Source organism: Caulobacter sp. GW821-FHT11A05, from assembly GCF_058809015.1.
Genome location: NZ_JBXASF010000005.1, coordinates 27,973 through 47,399 on the forward strand (window position 1 = coordinate 27,973; position 19,427 = coordinate 47,399).

The 19,427-nt window shown below is 68.8% G+C and carries 14 protein-coding genes and 1 other RNA gene; 11 read left to right on the plus strand and 4 right to left on the minus strand.

The window, feature by feature from the left end; genetic code table 11:
- Positions 1–133 precede the first annotated feature (133 nt).
- Positions 134–2,380, plus strand: coding sequence for a TonB-dependent receptor (locus AC1RSK_RS09030; RefSeq protein WP_492907168.1), 2,247 nt, complete (start codon positions 134–136; stop codon positions 2,378–2,380).
- A gap of 59 nt (positions 2,381–2,439) precedes the next feature.
- Here AC1RSK_RS09030 and AC1RSK_RS09035 read toward each other — a convergent pair whose 3' ends face one another.
- Positions 2,440–3,528: a hypothetical protein gene (locus AC1RSK_RS09035; protein ID WP_492907169.1), complete on the minus strand. Its 1,089-nt coding sequence runs from the start codon at positions 3,526–3,528 to the stop codon at positions 2,440–2,442.
- Between the two features lie 146 nt (positions 3,529–3,674).
- Between AC1RSK_RS09035 and AC1RSK_RS09040 the strand changes: the two genes are divergently transcribed.
- From AC1RSK_RS09040 to AC1RSK_RS09065, 6 genes are all read left to right on the plus strand, one after another.
- Entirely contained in the window at positions 3,675–5,117 is a 1,443-nt protein-coding gene (locus AC1RSK_RS09040; RefSeq protein ID WP_492907170.1) for a L,D-transpeptidase family protein, read from the plus strand.
- Positions 5,114–5,749, plus strand: coding sequence for a peptidoglycan L,D-endopeptidase MepK (locus tag AC1RSK_RS09045; protein ID WP_492907171.1), 636 nt, complete (start codon positions 5,114–5,116; stop codon positions 5,747–5,749). Before AC1RSK_RS09040 ends, AC1RSK_RS09045 begins: the two co-directional genes overlap by 4 nt.
- Positions 5,750–5,752: 3 nt before the next feature.
- A complete protein-coding gene (locus AC1RSK_RS09050) occupies positions 5,753–6,088 on the plus strand; it encodes a hypothetical protein (protein ID WP_492907172.1) in 336 nt (111 codons plus the stop codon).
- A gap of 221 nt (positions 6,089–6,309) precedes the next feature.
- On the plus strand, positions 6,310–8,043 hold the full coding sequence (locus tag AC1RSK_RS09055) for an FAD-dependent oxidoreductase (RefSeq protein WP_492907173.1): 1,734 nt from the start codon (positions 6,310–6,312) through the stop codon (positions 8,041–8,043).
- Complete coding sequence (locus AC1RSK_RS09060; protein ID WP_492907174.1) at positions 8,043–9,866, plus strand: 2-oxoacid:acceptor oxidoreductase subunit alpha; 1,824 nt, start codon at positions 8,043–8,045, stop codon at positions 9,864–9,866. The genes AC1RSK_RS09055 and AC1RSK_RS09060 overlap by 1 nt, the downstream gene beginning before the upstream one ends.
- Positions 9,863–10,918, plus strand: a complete 1,056-nt coding sequence (locus AC1RSK_RS09065) for a 2-oxoacid:ferredoxin oxidoreductase subunit beta (RefSeq protein WP_492907175.1) — start codon at positions 9,863–9,865, stop codon at positions 10,916–10,918. The genes AC1RSK_RS09060 and AC1RSK_RS09065 overlap by 4 nt, the downstream gene beginning before the upstream one ends.
- Positions 10,919–11,066: 148 nt before the next feature.
- On the opposite strand, the gene AC1RSK_RS09070 is transcribed toward AC1RSK_RS09065, so the two are convergent.
- Positions 11,067–11,606, minus strand: coding sequence for a DUF1697 domain-containing protein (locus AC1RSK_RS09070; RefSeq protein ID WP_492907176.1), 540 nt, complete (start codon positions 11,604–11,606; stop codon positions 11,067–11,069).
- 143 nt (positions 11,607–11,749) lie between these two features.
- On the opposite strand from AC1RSK_RS09070, the gene AC1RSK_RS09075 reads away from it, so the two are divergent.
- Positions 11,750–13,666, plus strand: a complete 1,917-nt coding sequence (locus AC1RSK_RS09075) for a flavin-containing monooxygenase (protein WP_492907177.1) — start codon at positions 11,750–11,752, stop codon at positions 13,664–13,666.
- A gap of 174 nt (positions 13,667–13,840) precedes the next feature.
- On the opposite strand, the gene AC1RSK_RS09080 is transcribed toward AC1RSK_RS09075, so the two are convergent.
- Positions 13,841–15,421, minus strand: a complete 1,581-nt coding sequence (locus AC1RSK_RS09080; RefSeq protein WP_492907178.1) for a serine hydrolase — start codon at positions 15,419–15,421, stop codon at positions 13,841–13,843.
- A 166-nt stretch (positions 15,422–15,587) separates the two neighbouring features.
- Here AC1RSK_RS09080 and AC1RSK_RS09085 point away from each other — a divergent pair, with 166 nt between their 5' ends.
- Positions 15,588–16,028, plus strand: coding sequence for an MAPEG family protein (locus tag AC1RSK_RS09085; RefSeq protein ID WP_492907179.1), 441 nt, complete (start codon positions 15,588–15,590; stop codon positions 16,026–16,028).
- 147 nt (positions 16,029–16,175) lie between these two features.
- Here AC1RSK_RS09085 and nudC read toward each other — a convergent pair whose 3' ends face one another.
- The gene (nudC, locus tag AC1RSK_RS09090) at positions 16,176–17,099 is read right to left on the minus strand and encodes an NAD(+) diphosphatase (protein ID WP_492907180.1); all 924 of its coding nucleotides are present in this window, start codon (positions 17,097–17,099) and stop codon (positions 16,176–16,178) included.
- A gap of 226 nt (positions 17,100–17,325) precedes the next feature.
- Between nudC and ffs the strand changes: the two genes are divergently transcribed.
- An RNA gene (gene ffs, locus AC1RSK_RS09095) (signal recognition particle sRNA small type) lies at positions 17,326–17,424 on the plus strand.
- Between the two features lie 116 nt (positions 17,425–17,540).
- Entirely contained in the window at positions 17,541–19,391 is a 1,851-nt protein-coding gene (locus tag AC1RSK_RS09100) for a DNA polymerase III subunit gamma/tau (protein WP_492907181.1), read from the plus strand.
- The last annotated feature ends 36 nt before the right edge of the window (positions 19,392–19,427 follow it).

Genomic DNA, 19,427 nt, shown 5'->3' on the forward strand with positions numbered 1-19,427 from the left:
GCAATGAGCGCCAGAGTTGGGCTCGGCGCCTAATCCCCGGGCTATTGCCATCGGCGCCTCCGCCGACTCCGCGTAAAACTGGTGTGACAGTCCGGTTTCAGTTCTGTTTCCACCACATTTCCACGAGGGGCAGATGACTCGATCCACCACACTTCCGCGCGGGTTCGGCCGCGTCTCGATGCTGGCCCTGGCGGCCGCCGTTTCCACCGCCGGCGCCGCCGCCGCCCAGGACGCCGATCCGGGTGAGGTCGACACCGTCATCATCACCGCCCAGCACGTCGAACAGAACCTGCAGGACGTGCCCCTGTCCGTCACCGCCGTCAGCGGCGAGAAGCTCGACGTCTTCCGCTCCGGCGGCGGCGACATCCGCATGCTGTCCTCGCGCATTCCCAGCGTGACCCTGGAATCCAGCTTCGGCCGCACCTTCCCGCGTCCCTACATCCGCGGCCTGGGCAACACCGACTTCGACCTCAACGCCTCCCAGCCGGTGTCGTTCGTCTATGACGAGGTCGTCCTCGAAAGCCCGATCCTCAAGGGCTTCCCGCTGTTCGACATCGAGCGGGTCGAGGCCCTGCGCGGGCCGCAGGGCACCCTGTTCGGCCGTAACACTCCGGCCGGCGTCCTGAAGTTCGACTCCGTCAAGCCGTCCGAGACCCCCAGCGGCTTCGGCCGCCTGTCCTACGGCACCTACGGCGCCATCAACGCCGAGGGCGCCATCGGCGGGCCCCTGGTTCCCGGCCTGGCCTCGGGCCGGGTCTCGGCCCTCTACCAGCGCCGCGACGACTGGGTCGACAACACCTTCACCGGCAAGGACGACGTCTCCGAGGGCTATGACCAGTTCGCCATCCGGGGCCAGCTGCTGCTGACCCCGTCGGACGACTTCAGCGCCCTGTTCAACCTCCACTACGGCAAGCTGGACGGCACCCCGCGCCTGTTCCGCGCCAACATCATCAAGCCCGGCACCAACGACTTCGTCGCTGGCTTCGACCCGGAAAAGATCGCCCAGGACGCTCAGCCCCGCGCCTTCCAGGACGTCGAGGCCATGGGCGCCAACGCCCGGCTGATCTGGGACCTGGGCTGGGGCGAGGTCACCTCGATCACCGCCTATGAGACGGTCGAGGCCCTGTCGCGCGGCGACATCGACGGCGGTTTCGGGGCTGTCTTCGCGCCGCCCTCGGGCCCCGGCTTCATCCCGTTCCCGGCCGAAAGCGCCGACGGCATGCCCGACCACAGCCAGTTCACCCAGGAGATCCGCCTGGCCGGCGAGGCGGGGCCGGTGAACTACCTGGTCGGCGCCTTCTACTTCCACGAAGACGTCACCATCGAGAGCTTCAACTACGACACCCTGGGGGGCGGCGCTCAAAACGGCTATGCGATCCAGCAGCAGGACACCGATGCGGCCGCCATCTTCGGCAACATCGACTGGAAGGTCACCGAGGCCCTGACCCTCAGCGGCGGCCTGCGCTACAGCCACGACGAAAAGTCCTTCGTCGCCGAGCGGCTGGTCTCGCCGTTCGGCGCCCCGCCGACCGGCAAGCTGCGGGCCAATCCGGACAGTGAGAACCTGTCCTGGACCCTCAGCGCCACCTACGCCGTCAACGAGGACATCAACCTCTATGGCCGGGTCGCCACCGGCTATCGCGCGCCCAGCATCCAGGGCCGGCTGCTGTTCGGCGACACCCTGTCGATCGCCGACGAGGAGACGGTGCTGTCCTGGGAAGGCGGGGTGAAGGCCGATCTGTTCGACCGCCGCGCCCGGGTGAACTTCGGGATCTTCACCTATGAGGTCGAGGACATCCAGCTGACCGCCGTCGGCGGCGGCGCCAACTTCAACCGCCTGCTCAACGCCGAAAAGGCCAAGGGCTACGGCTTCGAGCTGGATATCGAGGCCAAGCCCATCGAGAACCTGCTGGTCACCGCCGGCCTCAGCTACAACCACACCGAACTGGACGATGCGGACCTGGCCACCGCCCCCTGCGGCAGCGGCTGCACGGTCAAGGATCCGGCCGGCGCCCTGCCGGGGACGGTCAACATCGACGGCAACAGCCTGCCCAACGCGCCCAAGTGGGTCGGCAACCTGACCGCCCGCTACGGCATCCCGGTCGGCGACGGTGAGATCTACGTCTACACCGACTGGGCCTACCGCTCGAAGATCAACTTCTTCCTCTATGAGTCGGTCGAATACACCGACGACCGGCTGGTCGAGGGCGGCCTGCGGGTTGGCTATGTGGCCCCCGGCGGCAAGTGGGAAGTGGCCGCCTTCGGCCGCAACATCACCGACGACACCTCGCTGGAAGGCGGCATCGACTTCAACAACCTGACCGGCTTCATCAACGACCCGCGGACCTTCGGGCTCGAGGTGAAGGTGACGTTGTTCTGATCAAGTGTGTGGGGGCGTTCGTTCGCCCCCACACCCTCTACCGGGGGGACGGCGCAGGTTCAGAACCGCCAAACGTTCACGCACGACCCCGCCGCCACCGCCATGTGCACCCGCCCATCCAGCGTCGCCAGGCTCGCCGACCGCTTGCCGCCGGCCTTGGCCCCATCGCAAGCCGGCGCCGGCAGGTCCACTTCCTTGGCCTTGCCGCTCGCGTCGACCCGCGTCAGCCGCGCGCCATTGTCCTGGGCCACGTACAGCTCGCCACTGGCCGGATCATAGGCCGTCGAGGCCACCTCGCCGGCCGGCAGTTCGGCCAGCGCCTTGGCCTTCAGCCCGTTCGCCGTCGTGCTGATCCGCGCCAGCCGATGGGCCCCGGCCGACTTGCCGCTGACGAACCACACCGGTCCCCTGTCGGTCGCCACCCCGGCCAGCACCTCGGTGGTGAAGGCGGTGTAGGCGGCCGGCAGGCACAGCTTCTCGCCCTCTGACACCTTCAGATCGGCCGAGATGCTCAGCACCGCCACCCCAGCGCTCCGCCCACAAGCCTCTTCGCCCAGCCGGGTCAGCAGCCGCCAGCCGCCCTGGCCGTCGGCGATCATCTGACCCTGGCCGATGTCGCGCCAGGCTTCCGGCCATTCGGCGACCTTGGCGGGCGCCGTCGGCGACCACAGCACCAGCCGATAGCCCGGATCGGTGACGAACGGCGGGGCCTTGGCCCACAACACCATCAGCAGGCTGCCGTCCGGCCCCTCGGCTGCCGCATAGGGCCACGCGGCCATGTGCAGGTACTTGGCCCCGGTCTCGGGGAAGGGCGTCGCCGCGTTGAGGTCGCCGAGCCGCAGCGGTCCGCGCTTCTGCGGCTCCATGAACCCGCCGGTGCGTGGCTTCTCCACCCCCAGCAGCCAGCGCCCGCCCGGCTCCACCGGCGTCACCAGGTCGTCCTGCCAGCGCGCTGCCGCCCGGCCGCCTTGCAACGGGGTCAGGCCCCGCGCGTCCAGCAGCGCCAGGCCCTGGGCCGTGCGGATCAACCGCCCACCGCCCTCGCCGCCGGACGGCAGCCTGGCGTCCAGCAGCTTCTCCGGCTCGGCGGCGCCCGCCGCCCCCGTCAGCAGCATCGCCGCCGCCGCGCCCAACAGCCAGTTTCGCATCCTCCACCCCTTCTCAACCGTTGCCAGAACGCCGCATGTCCCCAAATCATAGGACGGCGGGCTCGCGTAACAGGAGTCAGCATGGCGCCTTCTGCGAGAACGTGCGTTAACGTTCGACGAAGGGCTATTTTATGGGGTCTAGGTCTGTGTCGACGGGGCGTAGGGTCGGGGCGGTCGCGAGCATTTTCCTGGGTCTGGCGGCGCTATCGGCGCTGGGCCCGGCCACGGCCCAGCCGTTGCGCGGGCCGGCCGCGCCGGGACCGATCAATCCCAGCCCCGAACAGGCCGTCCAGCTCCGCCGCGCCCTCGACAACGCCCACCTGCATGGCTTTGCCCCCGGCGCCTTCACCCCGCGCGGTGGCGACAACGCCGCCCTGGTCGCCGCCAGCCTGCGTTACGCCAAGGCCGTGCATTCGGGCCGGCTGGCCGAATCAGGCTTCCGCGACGACTGGGGGCTGCGCCCTGCCGCCTTCGACCCCGCCCCAGGCCTCGCCGCCGCCGTCGCCAACAACCGGGTGCAAGGCTGGCTGAACAGCCTGCCGCCGCCCTACACCGGCTACCAGGCGCTGCAGAAGGGCCTGGTCCAGTACCGCCAGATCCAGGCCGACGGCGGCTGGGCGCCGCTGCCCGAGGTCGACCTCAAGCCCGGCTCCACCGGCCCGATGGTCGAGCTGTTGCGGGCCCGCCTGGCGCTCGAGGACAAGGCCGTACCGGCTTCCGTCACCGCCGCGCCGCCGCCCGCCGCCCCGGCCGGGACCGAAGGCGTCGCGGTCTACAACGAAGACCTGACCGAGGCGGTCAAGCGCGCCCAGCGCCGCTTTGGCCAACAGCCGACCGGCGTCTTCACCGCCGGCCTGCGCGTGGCGCTCAACGTTCCGGTCGAACGCCGCCTCGACCAGATCCTGGCCAATATGGAGCGCTGGCGCTGGCTGCCCCAGACCCTGCCCGAGCACCGGGTGCAGGTGAACATCGCCGCCGCCGTGCTGACCGTCTTCGAAGGTGACCAGCCGATCCTGTCGATGCGGGCCGTCACCGGCAAGCCGGGGTCGGAGACCCCGATGCTGCAGTCGTCCATCCACAGCATCGTGCTCAATCCGCCGTGGAACGTGCCGGCCGGCATCGCCAAGAATGAGCTCTATCCCAAGGGCCGCGGCTATCTGGCCAGCGCCGGCTTCCGCATCCTGCCGGGCGGCGGCCTGCAACAGGCCCCGGGGCCGGGCAGCGCGCTGGGCCTGATCAAGTTCGACTTCCAGAACCGCTACGCCGTCTATCTGCACGACACGCCCAGCAAGGGCCGCTTCGCCAGCTACAGCCGCCTGGCCAGCCACGGCTGCGTGCGGCTTGAAAAGCCCATGGCCCTGGCCCGCCACATCCTGGCCGGCGACCCCTACTGGACGCCTGAGCAGATCGACGCGACCATCGCCGGCGGCAAGACCACCCGCGCCACTGTCGCCCGCCCGGTCGATGTCTTCCTGCTCTACTGGACGGCCTATGTGACCCCCGATGGCGGCGTCAACTTCCGCTCCGACCCTTACGGCTGGGACAGCCTGCTGATGCAGCGGATCGCCGCGCAGGGGTGGCAGGTGTGACCAACCGCCGGACCCTGCTGAAGGCCGGGCCGGGCCTGCTGGCAGCCGCCTCGGTCGGCCTTCTGACCCGCGCCGCCGTCGCCCAGGAAGAGCCGCCGTCGGAGCCGGTCAGCGCCGAGGACCTCAACCTCGCCCCCACGCCGGTCCAGCCGCCGCCGTCCGGTCCGCGCCGCCTGACCTTCCGCCACCTGCACACCCTCGAAGAGCTCGACGTCACCTACTGGAAGGACGGCGGCTACGTCTGGGACGGGCTGATGAGCATCAAGAAGCTCCTGCGCGACTTCCGCTCGACCGAAGAGCACCCGATCGACGTGCGGCTGCTCGACATCCTCTTCACCCTGAAGACCCAGTTCAATTCGACCGAGCCCTACCGCATCATCTCCGCCTTCCGCTCGCCGGTGACCAACGCCGCCTTGGCCGATCGCAGCGCCCAGGCCAACGGCAAGAGCGAAGTGGCCACCAAATCGATGCATATGGAGGGCAAGGCCATGGACGTGCGTCTCAACGACGTCGCCCTGACCGCCTTCCGCGACGCGGCCCTGGCCCTCAAGGGCGGCGGCGTCGGCTATTATGCGGACAGTGGATTCGTCCACGTGGACATTGGCCGGGTCAGAACCTGGCAGGGAACTTGAGAGATGGCTGAGAAGCGTAGCGGCGGCGGCGGATTCTTCTGGGGGGTGGTCGGCTTCCTCGTCGGGGTGGCCGTCACCCTGGCCCTGCTGGCCTTCATGAGTCGCGAGAGCGGCGGCGGCTACGACCAGCGCACGGCCGCCGACGAGGCGGCCGAGAGCGCCCAGGAGCTCGCCCCCGAAACGGCGCCCGCCCTGCCGGCCCCGACGCCGAAGGCCGAGACCAAGGCGCCGGCCCCGCGCGACCCGCCGCCCGGCCTCGACCCCGACACCGACGACCAGATCGCCGACGACGCCGCCTCCTCGGGCAACACCTCGCGCGCGCCGCCGCCGGACGAGTGAGCGATTCTTCGCTGGGGCGATAAGGTTTCGCGTGGGGCCCTTTCCCCCTTGTCCCGGCATGACTCGCGGGTCTAACGTCCGTTTAAGTGCATCTTGTGCGGGCGTAGGGCGTGGTCGCCCGGTTGCGGCTTCGACCCTCCACTCAGACATGGGAGCGGGGGAAGAGGAGCGTTCCGGAGTTGGAACCGACGAATATCGAGTCGCCTGATTACTTTCACAAAGTGGTCGATTGCCAGTGGGCCTGTCCGGCCCATACCCCGGTCCCCGAATACATCCGGATGATCGCCCAGGGTCGGTACGCCGACGCCTACATGGTGAACTGGAAGTCGAACGTCTTCCCGGGGATTCTCGGCCGCACCTGCGACCGCCCCTGCGAGCCGGCCTGCCGCCGTGGCCGGGTGGAAGAGGAGCCGGTGGCCATCTGCCGCCTCAAGCGCGCCGCCGCCGACAATAAGGGCGACCTGAACGGCCGCATGCCGACGCCCAACCCGACCTGGAACGGCAAGACCGTCGCCTGCGTCGGGGCCGGCCCGGCCAGCCTGACGGTGGCGCGTGATCTCGCCCCGCTCGGCTACAAGGTCGTCATCTACGACCGCGAACACAAAGGCGGCGGCATGATCCGCAGCCAGATCCCCCGCTTCCGCCTGCCCGAGGAAGTCATCGACGAAGAGGTCGGCTACATCACCGCCCTCGGCCCCCAGCTGGTGCTGAACCAGGAGGTGACCAGCCTCAAGGGCATGCTGGCCGAGCCCTACGACGCCATCTTCGTCGGCACCGGCGCCCCGCGCGGCCGCGACCTCGACGTGCCCGGCCGGGCCGAAGCCGGCGCCAATGTCCACGTCGGCATTGACTGGCTGTCATCCGTCTCCTTCGGCCACATCGAGAAGATCGGCCGCCGCGTCATCGTGTTGGGCGGCGGCAACACCGCCATGGACTGCTGCCGCACCTCGCGCCGTCTGGGCGGCGAGGACGTCAAGGTCATCGTCCGCTCCGGCTTCGACGAGATGAAGGCCTCGCCCTGGGAGAAGGAGGACGCGATGCATGAGGGCATCCCGATCTTCAACTTCCTGGTCCCCAAGAGCGTCACCCACGAGAACGGCAAGCTGACCGGCGTCTGGTTCGAGAAGGTCGCCTGGCAGACCGGCGAGGACGGCCGCCGCGCCCTCAAGCCCACCGGCGAGCCCGACCAGCATTTCGAATGCGACGATGTCCTGGTCGCCATCGGCCAGGAGAACAGCTTCCCCTGGATCGAGCGCGAGGTGCTCGACTTCGACAAATGGGGCATGCCGGTGGTCGGCGAAACCACCTTCCAGTCGTCCAACCCCAAGGTCTTCTTCGGCGGCGATTCCGCCTTCGGACCCAAGAACATCATCTGGGCCGTCGCCCACGGCCATGAGGCGGCGGTCTCCATCGACCTCTACTGCCGTGGCCAGGACGTCTCTCTGAGGCCGCCGCCCGGCGTGACGCTGGCGTCCCAGAAGATGGGCATCCACGAGTGGAGCTACGACAACGACATCTCCCTTGAGGAGCGCCGCAAGGTGCCGCTGATGGAGACCGCGCTGGCGCTCAGCTCGATCAAGAACGAGGTCGAACTCGGTTTCGACGAGCACCTCGCCTACGCCGAGACCCAGCGCTGCCTCAACTGCGACGTCCAGACGGTGTTCAGCGCGCCGGCCTGTATCGAATGCGACGCCTGCGTCGACATCTGCCCGACCGACTGCATCACCTTCACCGCCAATGGTGAGGAGCCGGACCTGCGCGAACGGCTGAAGGCGCCGGCCATCAACTTCACCCAGGACCTCTACGTCTCCGGCGCCCTGCCGACCGGCCGGGTGATGGTCAAGGACGAGGACGTCTGCCTGCACTGCGGCCTCTGCGCCGAACGCTGTCCGACCGGGGCCTGGGACATGCAGAAGTTCCTCTTGAACACCACGCAAGCGGGGGGCTGCCGCTGATGCCGATCACCGCTGTGAATGACTTCGTGGTGAAGTTCGCCAACGTCAACGGCTCCGGCTCGGCCAGCGCCAACGGCCTGTTCGTCAAATCCATCCTGCGCTCGGGCGTGCCCGTCGCCGCCCGCAACATCTTCCCCTCCAACATCCAGGGCCTGCCGACCTGGTACGAGGTGCGGGTCAGCGGCGAGGGCTGGATGGGCCGGCGGGGCGGGGTCGACCTGATGGTCGCCATGAACCCCCAGACCTGGGACAAGGACGTCGCCGAGATCGAGCCCGGCGGCTACCTGTTCTACGACTCCACCCGGCCGATGCCGGCCGACCGCTTCCGCAACGACATCACTGTCATCGGCGCCCCGCTGCAGCGCATCTGCAACACCGCCTACACCGACCCGCGCCAGCGCCAGCTGTTCAAAAACATCATCTACATCGGCGTCCTGACCTACCTGCTGGGCATCGACAACGCCGTCATCGAGACCCTGCTGGCCGAGCAGTTCGCGAACAAGCCCAAGCTGATCCCGGCCAACATCGAGGCCTTCCACATGGGCGTCGACTACGCCCGCGAGAACCTCAAGCCCCTGGGCCTGCAGGTCAAAACCGCCAACGCGGTCGGCGATCGCATCTTCATCGAGGGCAACAACGCCGCCGCCCTGGGCGCCGTCTACGGCGGGGCCACCGTCTGCGCCTGGTACCCGATCACCCCCTCGACCAGTCTGGCCGAAGGCTTCACCGACTGGTGCGGCAAGCTGCGGATGGACAAGGACACCGGCGACGCCAAGTTCGCCATCGTCCAGGCCGAGGACGAGATCGCCTCGATCGGCATCGTCGTCGGGGCCGGCTGGAACGGCGCCCGCGCCTTCACCTGCACCTCGGGGCCGGGCATTAGCCTGATGCAGGAGTTCATCGGCCTTTCCTACTTCGCCGAAATCCCGGCCGTCATCTTCGACGTCCAGCGCGGCGGCCCCTCGACCGGCATGCCGACCCGCACCCAGCAGTCGGACATCCTCAGCGCCGCCTACGCCAGCCACGGCGACACCAAGCACGTCCTGCTGCTGCCGCGCGACCCGGGCGAATGCTTCGAGTTCGGGGCCCTGGCCTTCGATCTCGCCGACCGGCTGCAGACCACCATCTTCGTCATGCTCGACCTCGACATGGGCATGAACGAGTGGCTGACCGAGCCCTTCAAATGGGACGACGCCAAGCAACTGGACCGCGGCAAGGTGATGACCGCCCAGATGCTCGACGAGGGTGTCCCCTTCGGTCGCTACCTCGACGTCGACGGCGACGGCGTGCCCTACCGCACCTACCCCGGCATCCACCCCAGCAAGGGCGCCTACTTCACCCGCGGCACCAGCCGCGACCGCTACGCCCGCTACAGCGAGGAGGGGGCGGTCTACGTCGACAACATGGAGCGCCTCCTCAAGAAGTTCGAAACGGCCAAGGCCCTTGTGCCGCCGCCCATCGAACAGAAGGCCTCAAAGCCGACCCGCTTCGGCGTCATCCACTACGGCTCCACGGGCCCGGCCATGGACGAAGCCATGGCGACGCTGGAAGCCAAGGGCCTCTACGTCGACGCCCTGCGGGTGCGCGCCTTCCCCTTCCCGGGCGAGGTGTTCGACTTCATCGACCGCCACGACCTGGTCTTCGTCATCGAACAGAACCGCGACGCCCAGCTGCGCACCCTGTTGATGACCGAAGGCGGCGTCGATCCGGCCCGCCTGGCCAAGATCCTCCACTACGAGGGCGCGCCGATCACCGCCCGCTTCATCACCAAGCAGATCTCCGCCCTGATGGGCGCGCCGGTCCAGAGCGAGATGGCCAAATGACCTACATCGCCAAGCCGAAATTCGCCCACCCCTCGCTGCAGCCCAACGCCGTCGGCTACACCCGCCGCGACTACGAGGGCCGGGTTTCCACCCTCTGCGCCGGCTGCGGCCATGATTCGATCAGCGCCGCCATCGTCCAGGCCTGTTTCGAACTCGACCTCGAACCCCATCGCCTGGCCAAGCTGTCGGGCATCGGCTGTTCGTCCAAGACCCCGGACTATTTCCTCGGCGCCAGCCACGGCTTCAACACCGTCCACGGCCGCATGCCCAGTGTGCTGACCGGCGCCAACCTGGCCAACCGCAGCCTCGTCTACCTCGGCGTCAGCGGCGATGGCGACTCGGCCTCCATTGGTCTGGGACAGTTCGCCCACTCGATCCGGCGCGGGGTCAACATGACCTACATCGTCGAGAACAACGGCGTCTACGGCCTGACCAAGGGCCAGTTCAGCGCCACCTCCGACAAGGGCAGCAAGTCCAAGAAGGGCGTCGTCAACCACGACAGCGCCATCGACATGGTCAGCCTCGCCCTGCAGCTGGGCGCCACCTTCGTCGCCCGCAGCTTCTCCGGCGACAAGGCCCAGCTGGTCCCCCTGATCAAGGCCGCGCTCCGGCACAAGGGGGCCGCCTTCATCGACACCATCAGCCCCTGCATCGCCTTCAACAACCACGCCGGCAGCACCAAGAGCTTCGACTGGGTCCGCGAGCACAACGAGGCGGTGAACCGGCTGGACGTGATGATCGGCCGAAGCCCGATCACGGCGGAATATTCGGAAGGCTCCACCGTCCAGGTCGAACAGCACGACGGCACCGTCCTGACCCTGCGCAAACTGGCCGCCGACTACGACCCCACCGACCGCGTGCGGGCCATGGGCTTCCTGCAGGAACGGGCGGCGGCCGGCGAGGTGGTCACCGGGCTGCTGTACGTCGACCCGGAAGCCGAGGATTTGCACGACGCGCTGGGCACGACCTCGACCCCGCTGAACGAACTGAACACGGCGGACCTGACGCCCGGTTCGGCCGCGCTGTCGGACATCAACGCCAGCCTGCGGTAGCCCACCCCGAATTCCGATCACCCCGACGAAAGTCGGGGCCCAGCTGGCAACCTGTCAAAGGGTTCAGCTCTGATCTGCGCCAGCCTCGGCCCCGCTGGCGGACACTGGGTCCCGACTTTCGTCGGGATAATCGGATTGGGGGAGGGCGCTATCCCCCCGCCATCTCCGCCAGCTTCAGCACCGTGTTCCAGTTCCGCGCCGTCCCCCGCGCCCCGAGTCGCTTCTCGATCGCCGCCCCGGCCAGCTTCGACTGCCCCGCCCCCTCCGGGAAGCAGACATACAGCGACCGCCCGACCAGCTTCATCTCCTCGCCGAGCGTCGCCATGGCCTCGACCTCGCCGAGCCGCTCAGGGCTCGGCTCCGTCCTGAACACCGTCACCAGGTATTTGCTCGGCGTTGCCTTGGCGAAGTCCGGAAACGGGCTGGCCGCGATCATCGCCGTCCACTCGGCCGGGGTGCGCAGGATCCAGTCGCTCTTCAGCCCCAGCGCCTTCTCCGCCGCCGCCTCCAGCCGCGCCTCCAGCTCCGCCGGCTTGCCCGCCCCCTCGAACACCAGATTGCCGCTGGCGATATAGCTCTTCACCTCGGTGAAGCCCTCGTCCTCGACCAGCCGGCGCAGGTCGGCGATCGCCACCTTGCCGGTCCCGCCCACATTGATGGCCCTGAGCAGCCCGATGATCTTTCCCATGCCGCCAGCCTAGCCGCGTCGCCCGGCCGATCAAACCTCCGCGCGGCGCCGCGACGTCAATCTTCCCACGGCCGACCAGAGGCCTACAGTGTTTCCAACGAGCGCCCGCCAGAGGCGCCGCGAGGACAGTTCAGGAGCACCCCATGGACGGCGACACCCATGCCAGGCCGCAATCGGCGCTGACCGGCCTCGATCTCGACCTGGCCCTGGCCGAGGCCCACATCCCCAGCCTGATGGTCGCCCTGGTCCACCTGACCGGCAGCACCGACCACCTGACCGAGGCCCGCCGCCCCGTCTACGAGGTGCTCGGCGACGGCCAGGGCGGTCTCTCCGACGCCGACGCCCAGGCCATCCGCGACCTCGCCCGCAAGGCCCTGACCGACTACGCGAACGGCAAACCCCTGCCGCCGCCCCCGACCGCCGTCCAGGTCCGCTTCATGATGGACTATGTGGCCGGGGCCGAGATTCCCGAACGCTACGGCCCCATGCTGATGGAACAGCTCAGCCTGGACGGCGTCGACGCCGACCGCCCGACGTGGACGCCGCAGGAGAAACAGGCCGCCGCCGATCTCAAGGTCATCGTCATCGGGGCCGGCATGTCGGGGCTCCTGACCGCCATCCGCCTTGAGCAAGCCGGCATCGGCTTCACGATCCTCGACAAGAACCCCGACGTCGGCGGCACCTGGCTGGAGAACAGCTACCCCGGCTGCCGGGTCGACACCCCCAACCACCTCTATTCGCTCAGCTTCGAGCCCAACCACGACTGGCCCCAGCGCTACTCCACCCAGGACGTCCTGCTGAACTACTTCCAGCGCCTGGCCGACAAATACGGCCTGCGCGACCACATCCAGTTCGGGGCGGAAGTTCAGGAAGCCCGCTACGATGAAGCCGCCACGACCTGGACCGTCACCACCAAGGACGGCCGCAGCTTCACGGGCAACGCGGTGATCAGCGCCGTCGGCCAGCTGAACCAGCCCAACTTCCCGAACATCCCCGGCCGCGACCTGTTCGAGGGGCCCAGCTTCCACTCCGCCCGCTGGGACCATTCGGTCGACCTGAAGGGCAAAAACGTCGCCGTCATCGGCACCGGGGCCAGCGCCTTCCAGTTCGTGCCAAAGATCGCCCCGCAGGCCGGCCGGGTCACCGTCTTCCAGCGCTCACCGCCCTGGCTGGCGCCCACCGAGGACTATCACGAGACGGTTGGGGAGGGGAAAAAGGCCCTGCTGGAGCACGTGCCCTTCTACGACAAATGGTACCGCTTCTACCTGTTCTGGACGATGACCGACGGCGTCTACGAGGCCGTGAAAGCCGACCCCGCCTGGACCGGCCCGGCCGGCACGATCAGCGAGGCCAGCGCGGGCCTGCGCGAACTGCTGGTCATGAAGATCGGCGAACAGACCGTCGGCGATCCGGCCCTGCACGAAGCCGTGGTCCCGCAATACCCCTTCGGCGGCAAGCGGGCCCTGCGCGACAACGGCGTCTGGATCGAAGCCCTGCGCCGGCCGAACGTGAACCTCGTCACCCAGCCGGTCACCGCCGTGACCGCCAAGGGCGTGGTCACCGCCGACGGCGCCGAGCACGCGGCCGACGTCCTGATCTACGGCACCGGCTTCAAGGCCAGCCAGTTCCTCACCCCGATGAAGATCGTCGGCAAGGGCGGCGTCTCCCTGCACGAGGCCTGGGACGGCGACGCCCGCGCCTACCTCGGCATGACGGCGCCGGGCTTCCCCAACTTCTTCATGCTCTACGGCCCCAACACCAACATCGTCGTCAACGGCTCCATCATTTTCTTCTCGGAAGCCTCGGTCCGCTATGTCGTCGAGGCCCTGCGGCTGATGGTCGACAAAGGGGCCAGGACGCTTGAGGTGAAGGCCGACGTCCACGACGCCTTCAACGCCAAGGTCGACGCCGCCAACGCCCAGATGGCCTGGGGCGTCGAGGGCGTCTCCAGCTGGTACAAGAACGCCAAGGGCCGGGTGAGCCAGAACTGGCCCTTCCCGCTGGTGGACTACTGGGAAGCAACGCGCAGCCCGAATGTCGGGGATTTCGAACTGAAGTAGCGGCCCCCAGTTCCTCCCCCTCTCGGGGGAGGGGGACCATTGCGCAGCGATGGTGGAGGGGGTCACCGCCCGAGTCGGCGGGTAAACCTGCTGAAGCCGAACCGCCGGTGGGAACCCCCTCCACCACGCGCTGCGCGCGCGGTCCCCCTCCCCCGAGAGGGGGAGGAACTGGAACTACGCCGGCCGGAAATCCAGGTCGTGGTAGTCGAAGCTGAAGTCCGCCGACGGCGAATAGGCCTTCATCGTCATCCGCGTCACCGTCGTCCCGTCGGTCTCGAACGTCACCAACGCGTCCTCGATGTTGCGGTTGGTGAAACTCGTCTTGAACACCTCCCCGTCCCACGGCTCCAGCGCCCCGCTCATGTTCAGCGACTTGTCGAAGCTCAAACTCAGCGCCCCCTTCGCCTCCCGGATCGTCACCGTCCCGTACCAGGGATCGCGATACACCCCGGCATAGGCCTTCAGCGGCAACCCCGGCGGCTTGGCCGGGCTGGGTCGCGGCGGCAGGGCGATGGTGTTGTCGGCCCGCTGTTTGGCCTGCCGCGCCTGGCTGCTGGCCAGCCAGTCGTAGTCCCCGACCCCCAGCGCCAGGTCCAGCAGCCCATAGCGTAACGTCCGCAACACCCCGCCCTCCTCGGCGTTGGTCCAGACGCTGAACCCGAAATTCTCGGTCGGCAGCAGGCAGGTGACGCTGAGCTGGCCGCTGACCGCGCCGGTGTGGCTGATCAGCTTGCGGCCGCGGAAATCGGCGACGCCCCAGCCCAGTGCATAGAGGTTCACGAACGGCCGGTTCGGGTCCTCCGCCGTCGGGCCGGTGCTCTCGGCGACGATGGTCTGGCCCTTCCACATCTCGGCGGATGTCGCCTCGCTGAACAGCCGCCCACCGCCAGGCCGGACCCCCTTGGCCAGCTGCACCAGCAGCCATTTGGCCGCGTCCCGGGCGCTGACCTGCAGGCCCGCCGCCGGTGAGGCGTTGCGGAAGTCGTCCGAGGTAATGGCGCTGAGCGGCCCGACGCCGCGCACCGGCCCGCTGACCCGCGCATGCGGCGAGGCGACGTTGATCCTCGCGGCCAGTTGGTCGAAGGACGGCACGCTGTCGACCATCCCCAGCGGCGCGAAGATGCGGCCGATCACGAAGTCCTCCCAGCTCATGCCCGAGACCCGGGCCACCACCTCGCCGGCCACCACATAGAGGACGTTGTCGTAGGCGTAGCCCGACCGGAAGCCCCGCGCCGGCTTCAGGTAGCGCAGGCCGGCGATCAGCTCGGCGGTGGTGTGGGTGGTGCTCGGCCAGATCATCAGGTCGCCCTGGCCGAGCGCCAGGCCGCTGCGATGCACCAAGAGGTCGCGCACCGTCATGTTGGCGGTGACATAGGGGTCGTACATGGCGAACTCGGGCAGGTATTTCACCACCGGCTCGTCCCAGCCGACCTTGCCCTCCTCGACCAGCAGGGCCAGCGACAACGCCGTGTAGGCCTTGGAGTTGGAGGCGATCGAGAACAGGGTCGCCTCGTCGACCGGCTGCGGCGAGCCCAGCTTGCGCACCCCAAAGCCCTTGGCCAGCACCACCTGGCCGTCCTTGACCATGGCCACGCCCAGCCCCGGCTGTTCGAAGGCCGCCATGGCCGCGGTGATCAGGGCCTCGCTCCGCGCCGCCAGCGATGCGTCCAGCGCCCATCCAGGCCGCGCCGCCAGCAGCGCCGCCGACCCACCCAGTCCCGCCAGCGCCCCGCGCCGGGAAAGCCAACCGCTCATCACGCCTCCGAAATCCGTCGTCCTTCGATAGGCGAGGGGGAGGCGCGCCGCCACCTACGCTTTCGACAGCTTCCGCCCCGTGTTCCCGCTTGCCCCTACGTCAGACTTTCAAAGACCGGTGTTTCGTCTACCGTCCGTCTCCACAAGAATCGCCGGGGAGGGCGAGATGACGTTCCAAGGACAGTCCGTGTTCGAGTCGGTTTTGGCGCCCGCGCTGGTGCTGGTGATCTGGTCGCTGTTCATCTGGGTGTGGATGTACGCCACCCGCCTGCCGGCCATCGGCAAGGCCGGCCTCAAGCCCGATGACGCCCGTTTCCCGGGCAGCCTCGACGTGTTGCCCGGTGGCGCGCGCCAGGTGGCCGACAACTACAACCACCTGATGGAGCAGCCGACGATCTTCTATGCGCTGGCCTTCGTCACCTACCTGGCCGGTCTGCAGTCGCCGTTCACGGCCGCCCTGGCCTGGGGTTACGTGGCCTTACGCATCCTCCACAGCCTGATCCAGAACACGATCAACCGGGTCGCCCTGCGCTTCCTGGTCTTCAGCCTGTCGACCGTCACCCTGATGGTCTGGGCCGGCTGCGTGGCGCTGGACGCGTTCGCTTAAGGCTCAACCCCCAATACCGATCATCCCGACGAAAGTCGGGACCCAGTGTCCACCGGCGGCGCCGGACCGGTTCTGATCAGCGCAGGCCTATCTTTTGGTTTGCCAGCTGGGCCCCGACTTTCGTCGGGGTGATCGGAAATTGGGGGGTCAATCCTCGTTCGCCCAGCTCTTCAACAGCTGATGGGCGATCGCCAGCGGCGGCGGGCAGAACAGCCCCTCCAGTTCCCCCGCCAGCAGCGCCCGCGCCTCGGCCTTGGTGAACCAGCGCACCGCCTCCAGCTCCGTCTGGTCCGGCGTCGCCTCGTCCGAATCGACCTCGGCGATCAGCCCGATCATCAGGGACGACGGATAGGGCCAGGGCTGCGTCGAGTGATACCGCACCGACACAGCGTTCAGCCCCGCCTCCTCCTTCAGCTCCCGCGCACAGCACTCCTCAATGCTCTCGCCGGGCTCCAGGAACCCGGCCAGGGCCGAGAACATCCCCTTGGGCCAGATCGCCTGGCGACCCATCAAACAGCGCCCCTCATGCGTCGCCAGCATGATCGACACCGGGTCCGTGCGCGGGAAGTGCTCGGCCTTGCAGGCCGGACAGACCCGCTTCCAGCCGCCCTCGGCCGGCGCGCTTGGCTCGCCGCAGTTGGCGCAGTGGCGATGCTTGCGCCGCCATTCGAACATGCCCTTGGCCGTCGCGGCGATGGCCGCCTCGGTCCCCGGCAGGATCATCGCCAGCCCGCGCAGCTCCTGGAAACGCCCCAGCCCCTGCATGGGCCCCTCGGCCGGATCCGCCCCGCCCTCCAGATCCAGGGCGAACACGGCGGTGTCCTTCCACAGCCCCATGAACAGCAGCCGCTCCCAGCCGTTCGACAGCTCCTGGGCCATGGCGGCCGGGATGTAGGAAAGCTGGGTCCTGCCGTCCTGCTGCTCGACCAGCGGCTGGCCGTTCCACAGCGCCACGGCCAGAGAGCCGGCATCGGCCAGCTTCTCGGCCATCCAGGCAGTGTCCGACCGTCGCTCGCTGGCGCGGTCCAAGGGGTTGCCGGTGAAGACGTTGGCGATAGCGGAGAGAGGCATGCCCAAGTTCGTTCCATCAACTGCGCGCCGAGGCAAGCCCCCAACCCTCCCTCCCCTTCATGGGGAGGGCAGGCGCGCAGCGCCGGGTGGGGAAGTCGGATGCCGCCCACAGACGCCGGTGAACTTGGCCGACTTCCCCACCCTGGCGGCTTCGCCGCCGGTCCCTCCCCATGAAGGGGAGGGATGTCGCACTTGCGTTCGGGCTCCGACATCGCGATATAGGCCTCGGAGATCGGCGATGGGCGGAGTCCTCGCCAACCTGGTCAGGGCCGGAAGGCAGCAGCCACAACGAGATTTGCTCCGGGTCGTTGTCCGGTCTCCACCTCACCCCTCATCGTGATCGCTTAGATATCGCCCGCCCTTTCGGCGCGCGCCCGCGATGACGTAGAGTGGCGCTTCAAGAAGATTCCCCGGCCGCCCGCCGGGCCGCCGAAGGCCTCGATGTCCGACACCGCACCGCCCTGGGATGAAGACGAGCCGGCCGCCGAGGTCGAGGAACGCGACACCCTGACCGTCGACATCTTCGGCGAGCCCGACCCGGAGCCCCAGGCCCCGATGCCGCCGCCCCAGGCCCTCCAGCCCATGCCCGCCCCGCCGACCGCCGACGGCCCGGCCTACACCGTGCTGGCCCGCAAGTACCGGCCGCGCACCTTCGACGACCTGATCGGCCAGGAGGCGATGGTTCGCACCCTGACCAACGCCTTCTCCACCGGCCGCATCGCCCACGCCTTCATGCTCACCGGCGTCCGCGGGGTCGGCAAGACTACAACCGCCCGCCTGCTGGCCCGCGCCCTCAACTACGAAAGCGAGACCGTCCACCAGCCCTCCATGGACCTCTCCGTCGAGGGCCGGCACTGCGCCGCCATCGTCGAGGGCCGCCACATGGACGTGCTGGAACTCGACGCCGCCAGCCGCACCAAGGTCGATGAGATGCGCGAGCTGCTCGACGGCGTGCGCTATTCGCCGGTCGAGGCCCGCTACAAGGTCTACGTCATCGACGAAGTGCACATGCTGTCGACGGCGGCGTTCAACGCCCTGCTGAAGACGCTGGAAGAGCCGCCGCCGCACGCCAAGTTCATCTTCGCCACCACCGAGATCCGCAAGGTGCCGGTGACCATCCTGTCGCGCTGCCAGCGTTTCGACCTGCGCCGCGTCGAGCCGCCGGTGCTGGCCGCCCACCTGGAGCGCATCTGCGAAAAGGAAGGCGCCAAGGTTGAGGCCGAGGGCATCGCCCTGATCTCCCGCGCCGCCGAGGGCTCCGTCCGAGACGGCCTCTCCCTGCTCGACCAGGCCATCGTCCAGACCGATCCCGGCCAGGTGGTCCCCGCCAAGGTCGTGCAGGACATGCTGGGCCTGGCCGACCGGTCCCAGACCATCGAGCTCTTCGAACAGGTCATGCGCGGCGAGACCGGGGCGGCGATCGGCACGTTCCGCACCCTCTGGGGCTTCGGCGCCGACCCGGTGCAGGTGGTCCTCGACCTCCTCGAACACAGCCACCAGGCCGCCGTCTCCAAGGCGCTGGGCCCCGACGCCCTCACCCTGCCCAAGGAACAGGCCCAGCGCCTCGCCGCCGTCGGCGCCCTGGCCAGCGCCGGCAGCCTGTCGCGCCTGTGGCAGATGCTGCTGAAGGCCCATGACGAGGTCCGCCGCGCCCCCGATCCCTCGGCCGCCGTCGAGATGGCCCTCATCCGGCTGACCTACGCCGCCGACCTGCCCGGCCCGGAAGAAGCCCTGAAAGCCCTGCGCGACGGCGAACCCGTCGGCGGCGGCCCGTCCGGCGGTGGCGGCGGTGGCGGCCAGTCCTCCGGCGGCGGATCGGTCGCCCAGGCCCGCTTCGCCCAGCCGGCCGTGCAGGCCGCGCCCCAGACCGAAACCGTCGCCCTGGCCACCTTCGACGACGTCCTCAAGCTGATCGAGGCCAAGCGCGACATCGGCATGAAGCTCGACGTCGACCGCTATCTGCGGCTGGTCAGCTACCGCCCCGGCGCCATCGTCTACGAACCGGCCCCCAACACCCCGGCCAATTTCGCCGGCCGCCTGGTCTCCCGCCTGAAGGAATGGACCGGCCAGCCCTGGCTGGTCGCGGCCGAGGGCGGCGGCGGGGCCGAGACCGCCTGGGAAAAGCAGAAGCGCGAGCAGAAGGAGGCCCGCGCCGAGATCGAAGCCGACCCCTGGGTCCGCTCGGTGATGGAAGCCTTCCCCGGCGCCGAGATTCTCGGCGTGAAGCAGCTTGCCATTCCGCAATCCGAGGCCGCCAGCGAGCCGCCGGTCGAACCGGAGGATGAGGACTAGGGTCTGTCAGGTTTCCGCGGTTCAGCCGCCAGGACA

Coding starts and splice junctions, on each gene's coding strand:
- AC1RSK_RS09030 (WP_492907168.1), top strand. CDS start 134: ATGACTCGATCCACCACACTTCCGCGCGGGTTCGGCCGCGTCTCGATG.
- AC1RSK_RS09035 (WP_492907169.1), bottom strand. CDS start 3,528: ATGCGAAACTGGCTGTTGGGCGCGGCGGCGGCGATGCTGCTGACGGGG.
- AC1RSK_RS09050 (WP_492907172.1), top strand. CDS start 5,753: ATGGCTGAGAAGCGTAGCGGCGGCGGCGGATTCTTCTGGGGGGTGGTC.
- AC1RSK_RS09060 (WP_492907174.1), top strand. CDS start 8,043: ATGCCGATCACCGCTGTGAATGACTTCGTGGTGAAGTTCGCCAACGTC.
- AC1RSK_RS09065 (WP_492907175.1), top strand. CDS start 9,863: ATGACCTACATCGCCAAGCCGAAATTCGCCCACCCCTCGCTGCAGCCC.
- AC1RSK_RS09070 (WP_492907176.1), bottom strand. CDS start 11,606: ATGGGAAAGATCATCGGGCTGCTCAGGGCCATCAATGTGGGCGGGACC.
- AC1RSK_RS09075 (WP_492907177.1), top strand. CDS start 11,750: ATGGACGGCGACACCCATGCCAGGCCGCAATCGGCGCTGACCGGCCTC.
- AC1RSK_RS09080 (WP_492907178.1), bottom strand. CDS start 15,421: ATGAGCGGTTGGCTTTCCCGGCGCGGGGCGCTGGCGGGACTGGGTGGG.
- AC1RSK_RS09085 (WP_492907179.1), top strand. CDS start 15,588: ATGACGTTCCAAGGACAGTCCGTGTTCGAGTCGGTTTTGGCGCCCGCG.
- nudC (WP_492907180.1), bottom strand. CDS start 17,099: ATGCCTCTCTCCGCTATCGCCAACGTCTTCACCGGCAACCCCTTGGAC.
- AC1RSK_RS09100 (WP_492907181.1), top strand. CDS start 17,541: ATGTCCGACACCGCACCGCCCTGGGATGAAGACGAGCCGGCCGCCGAG.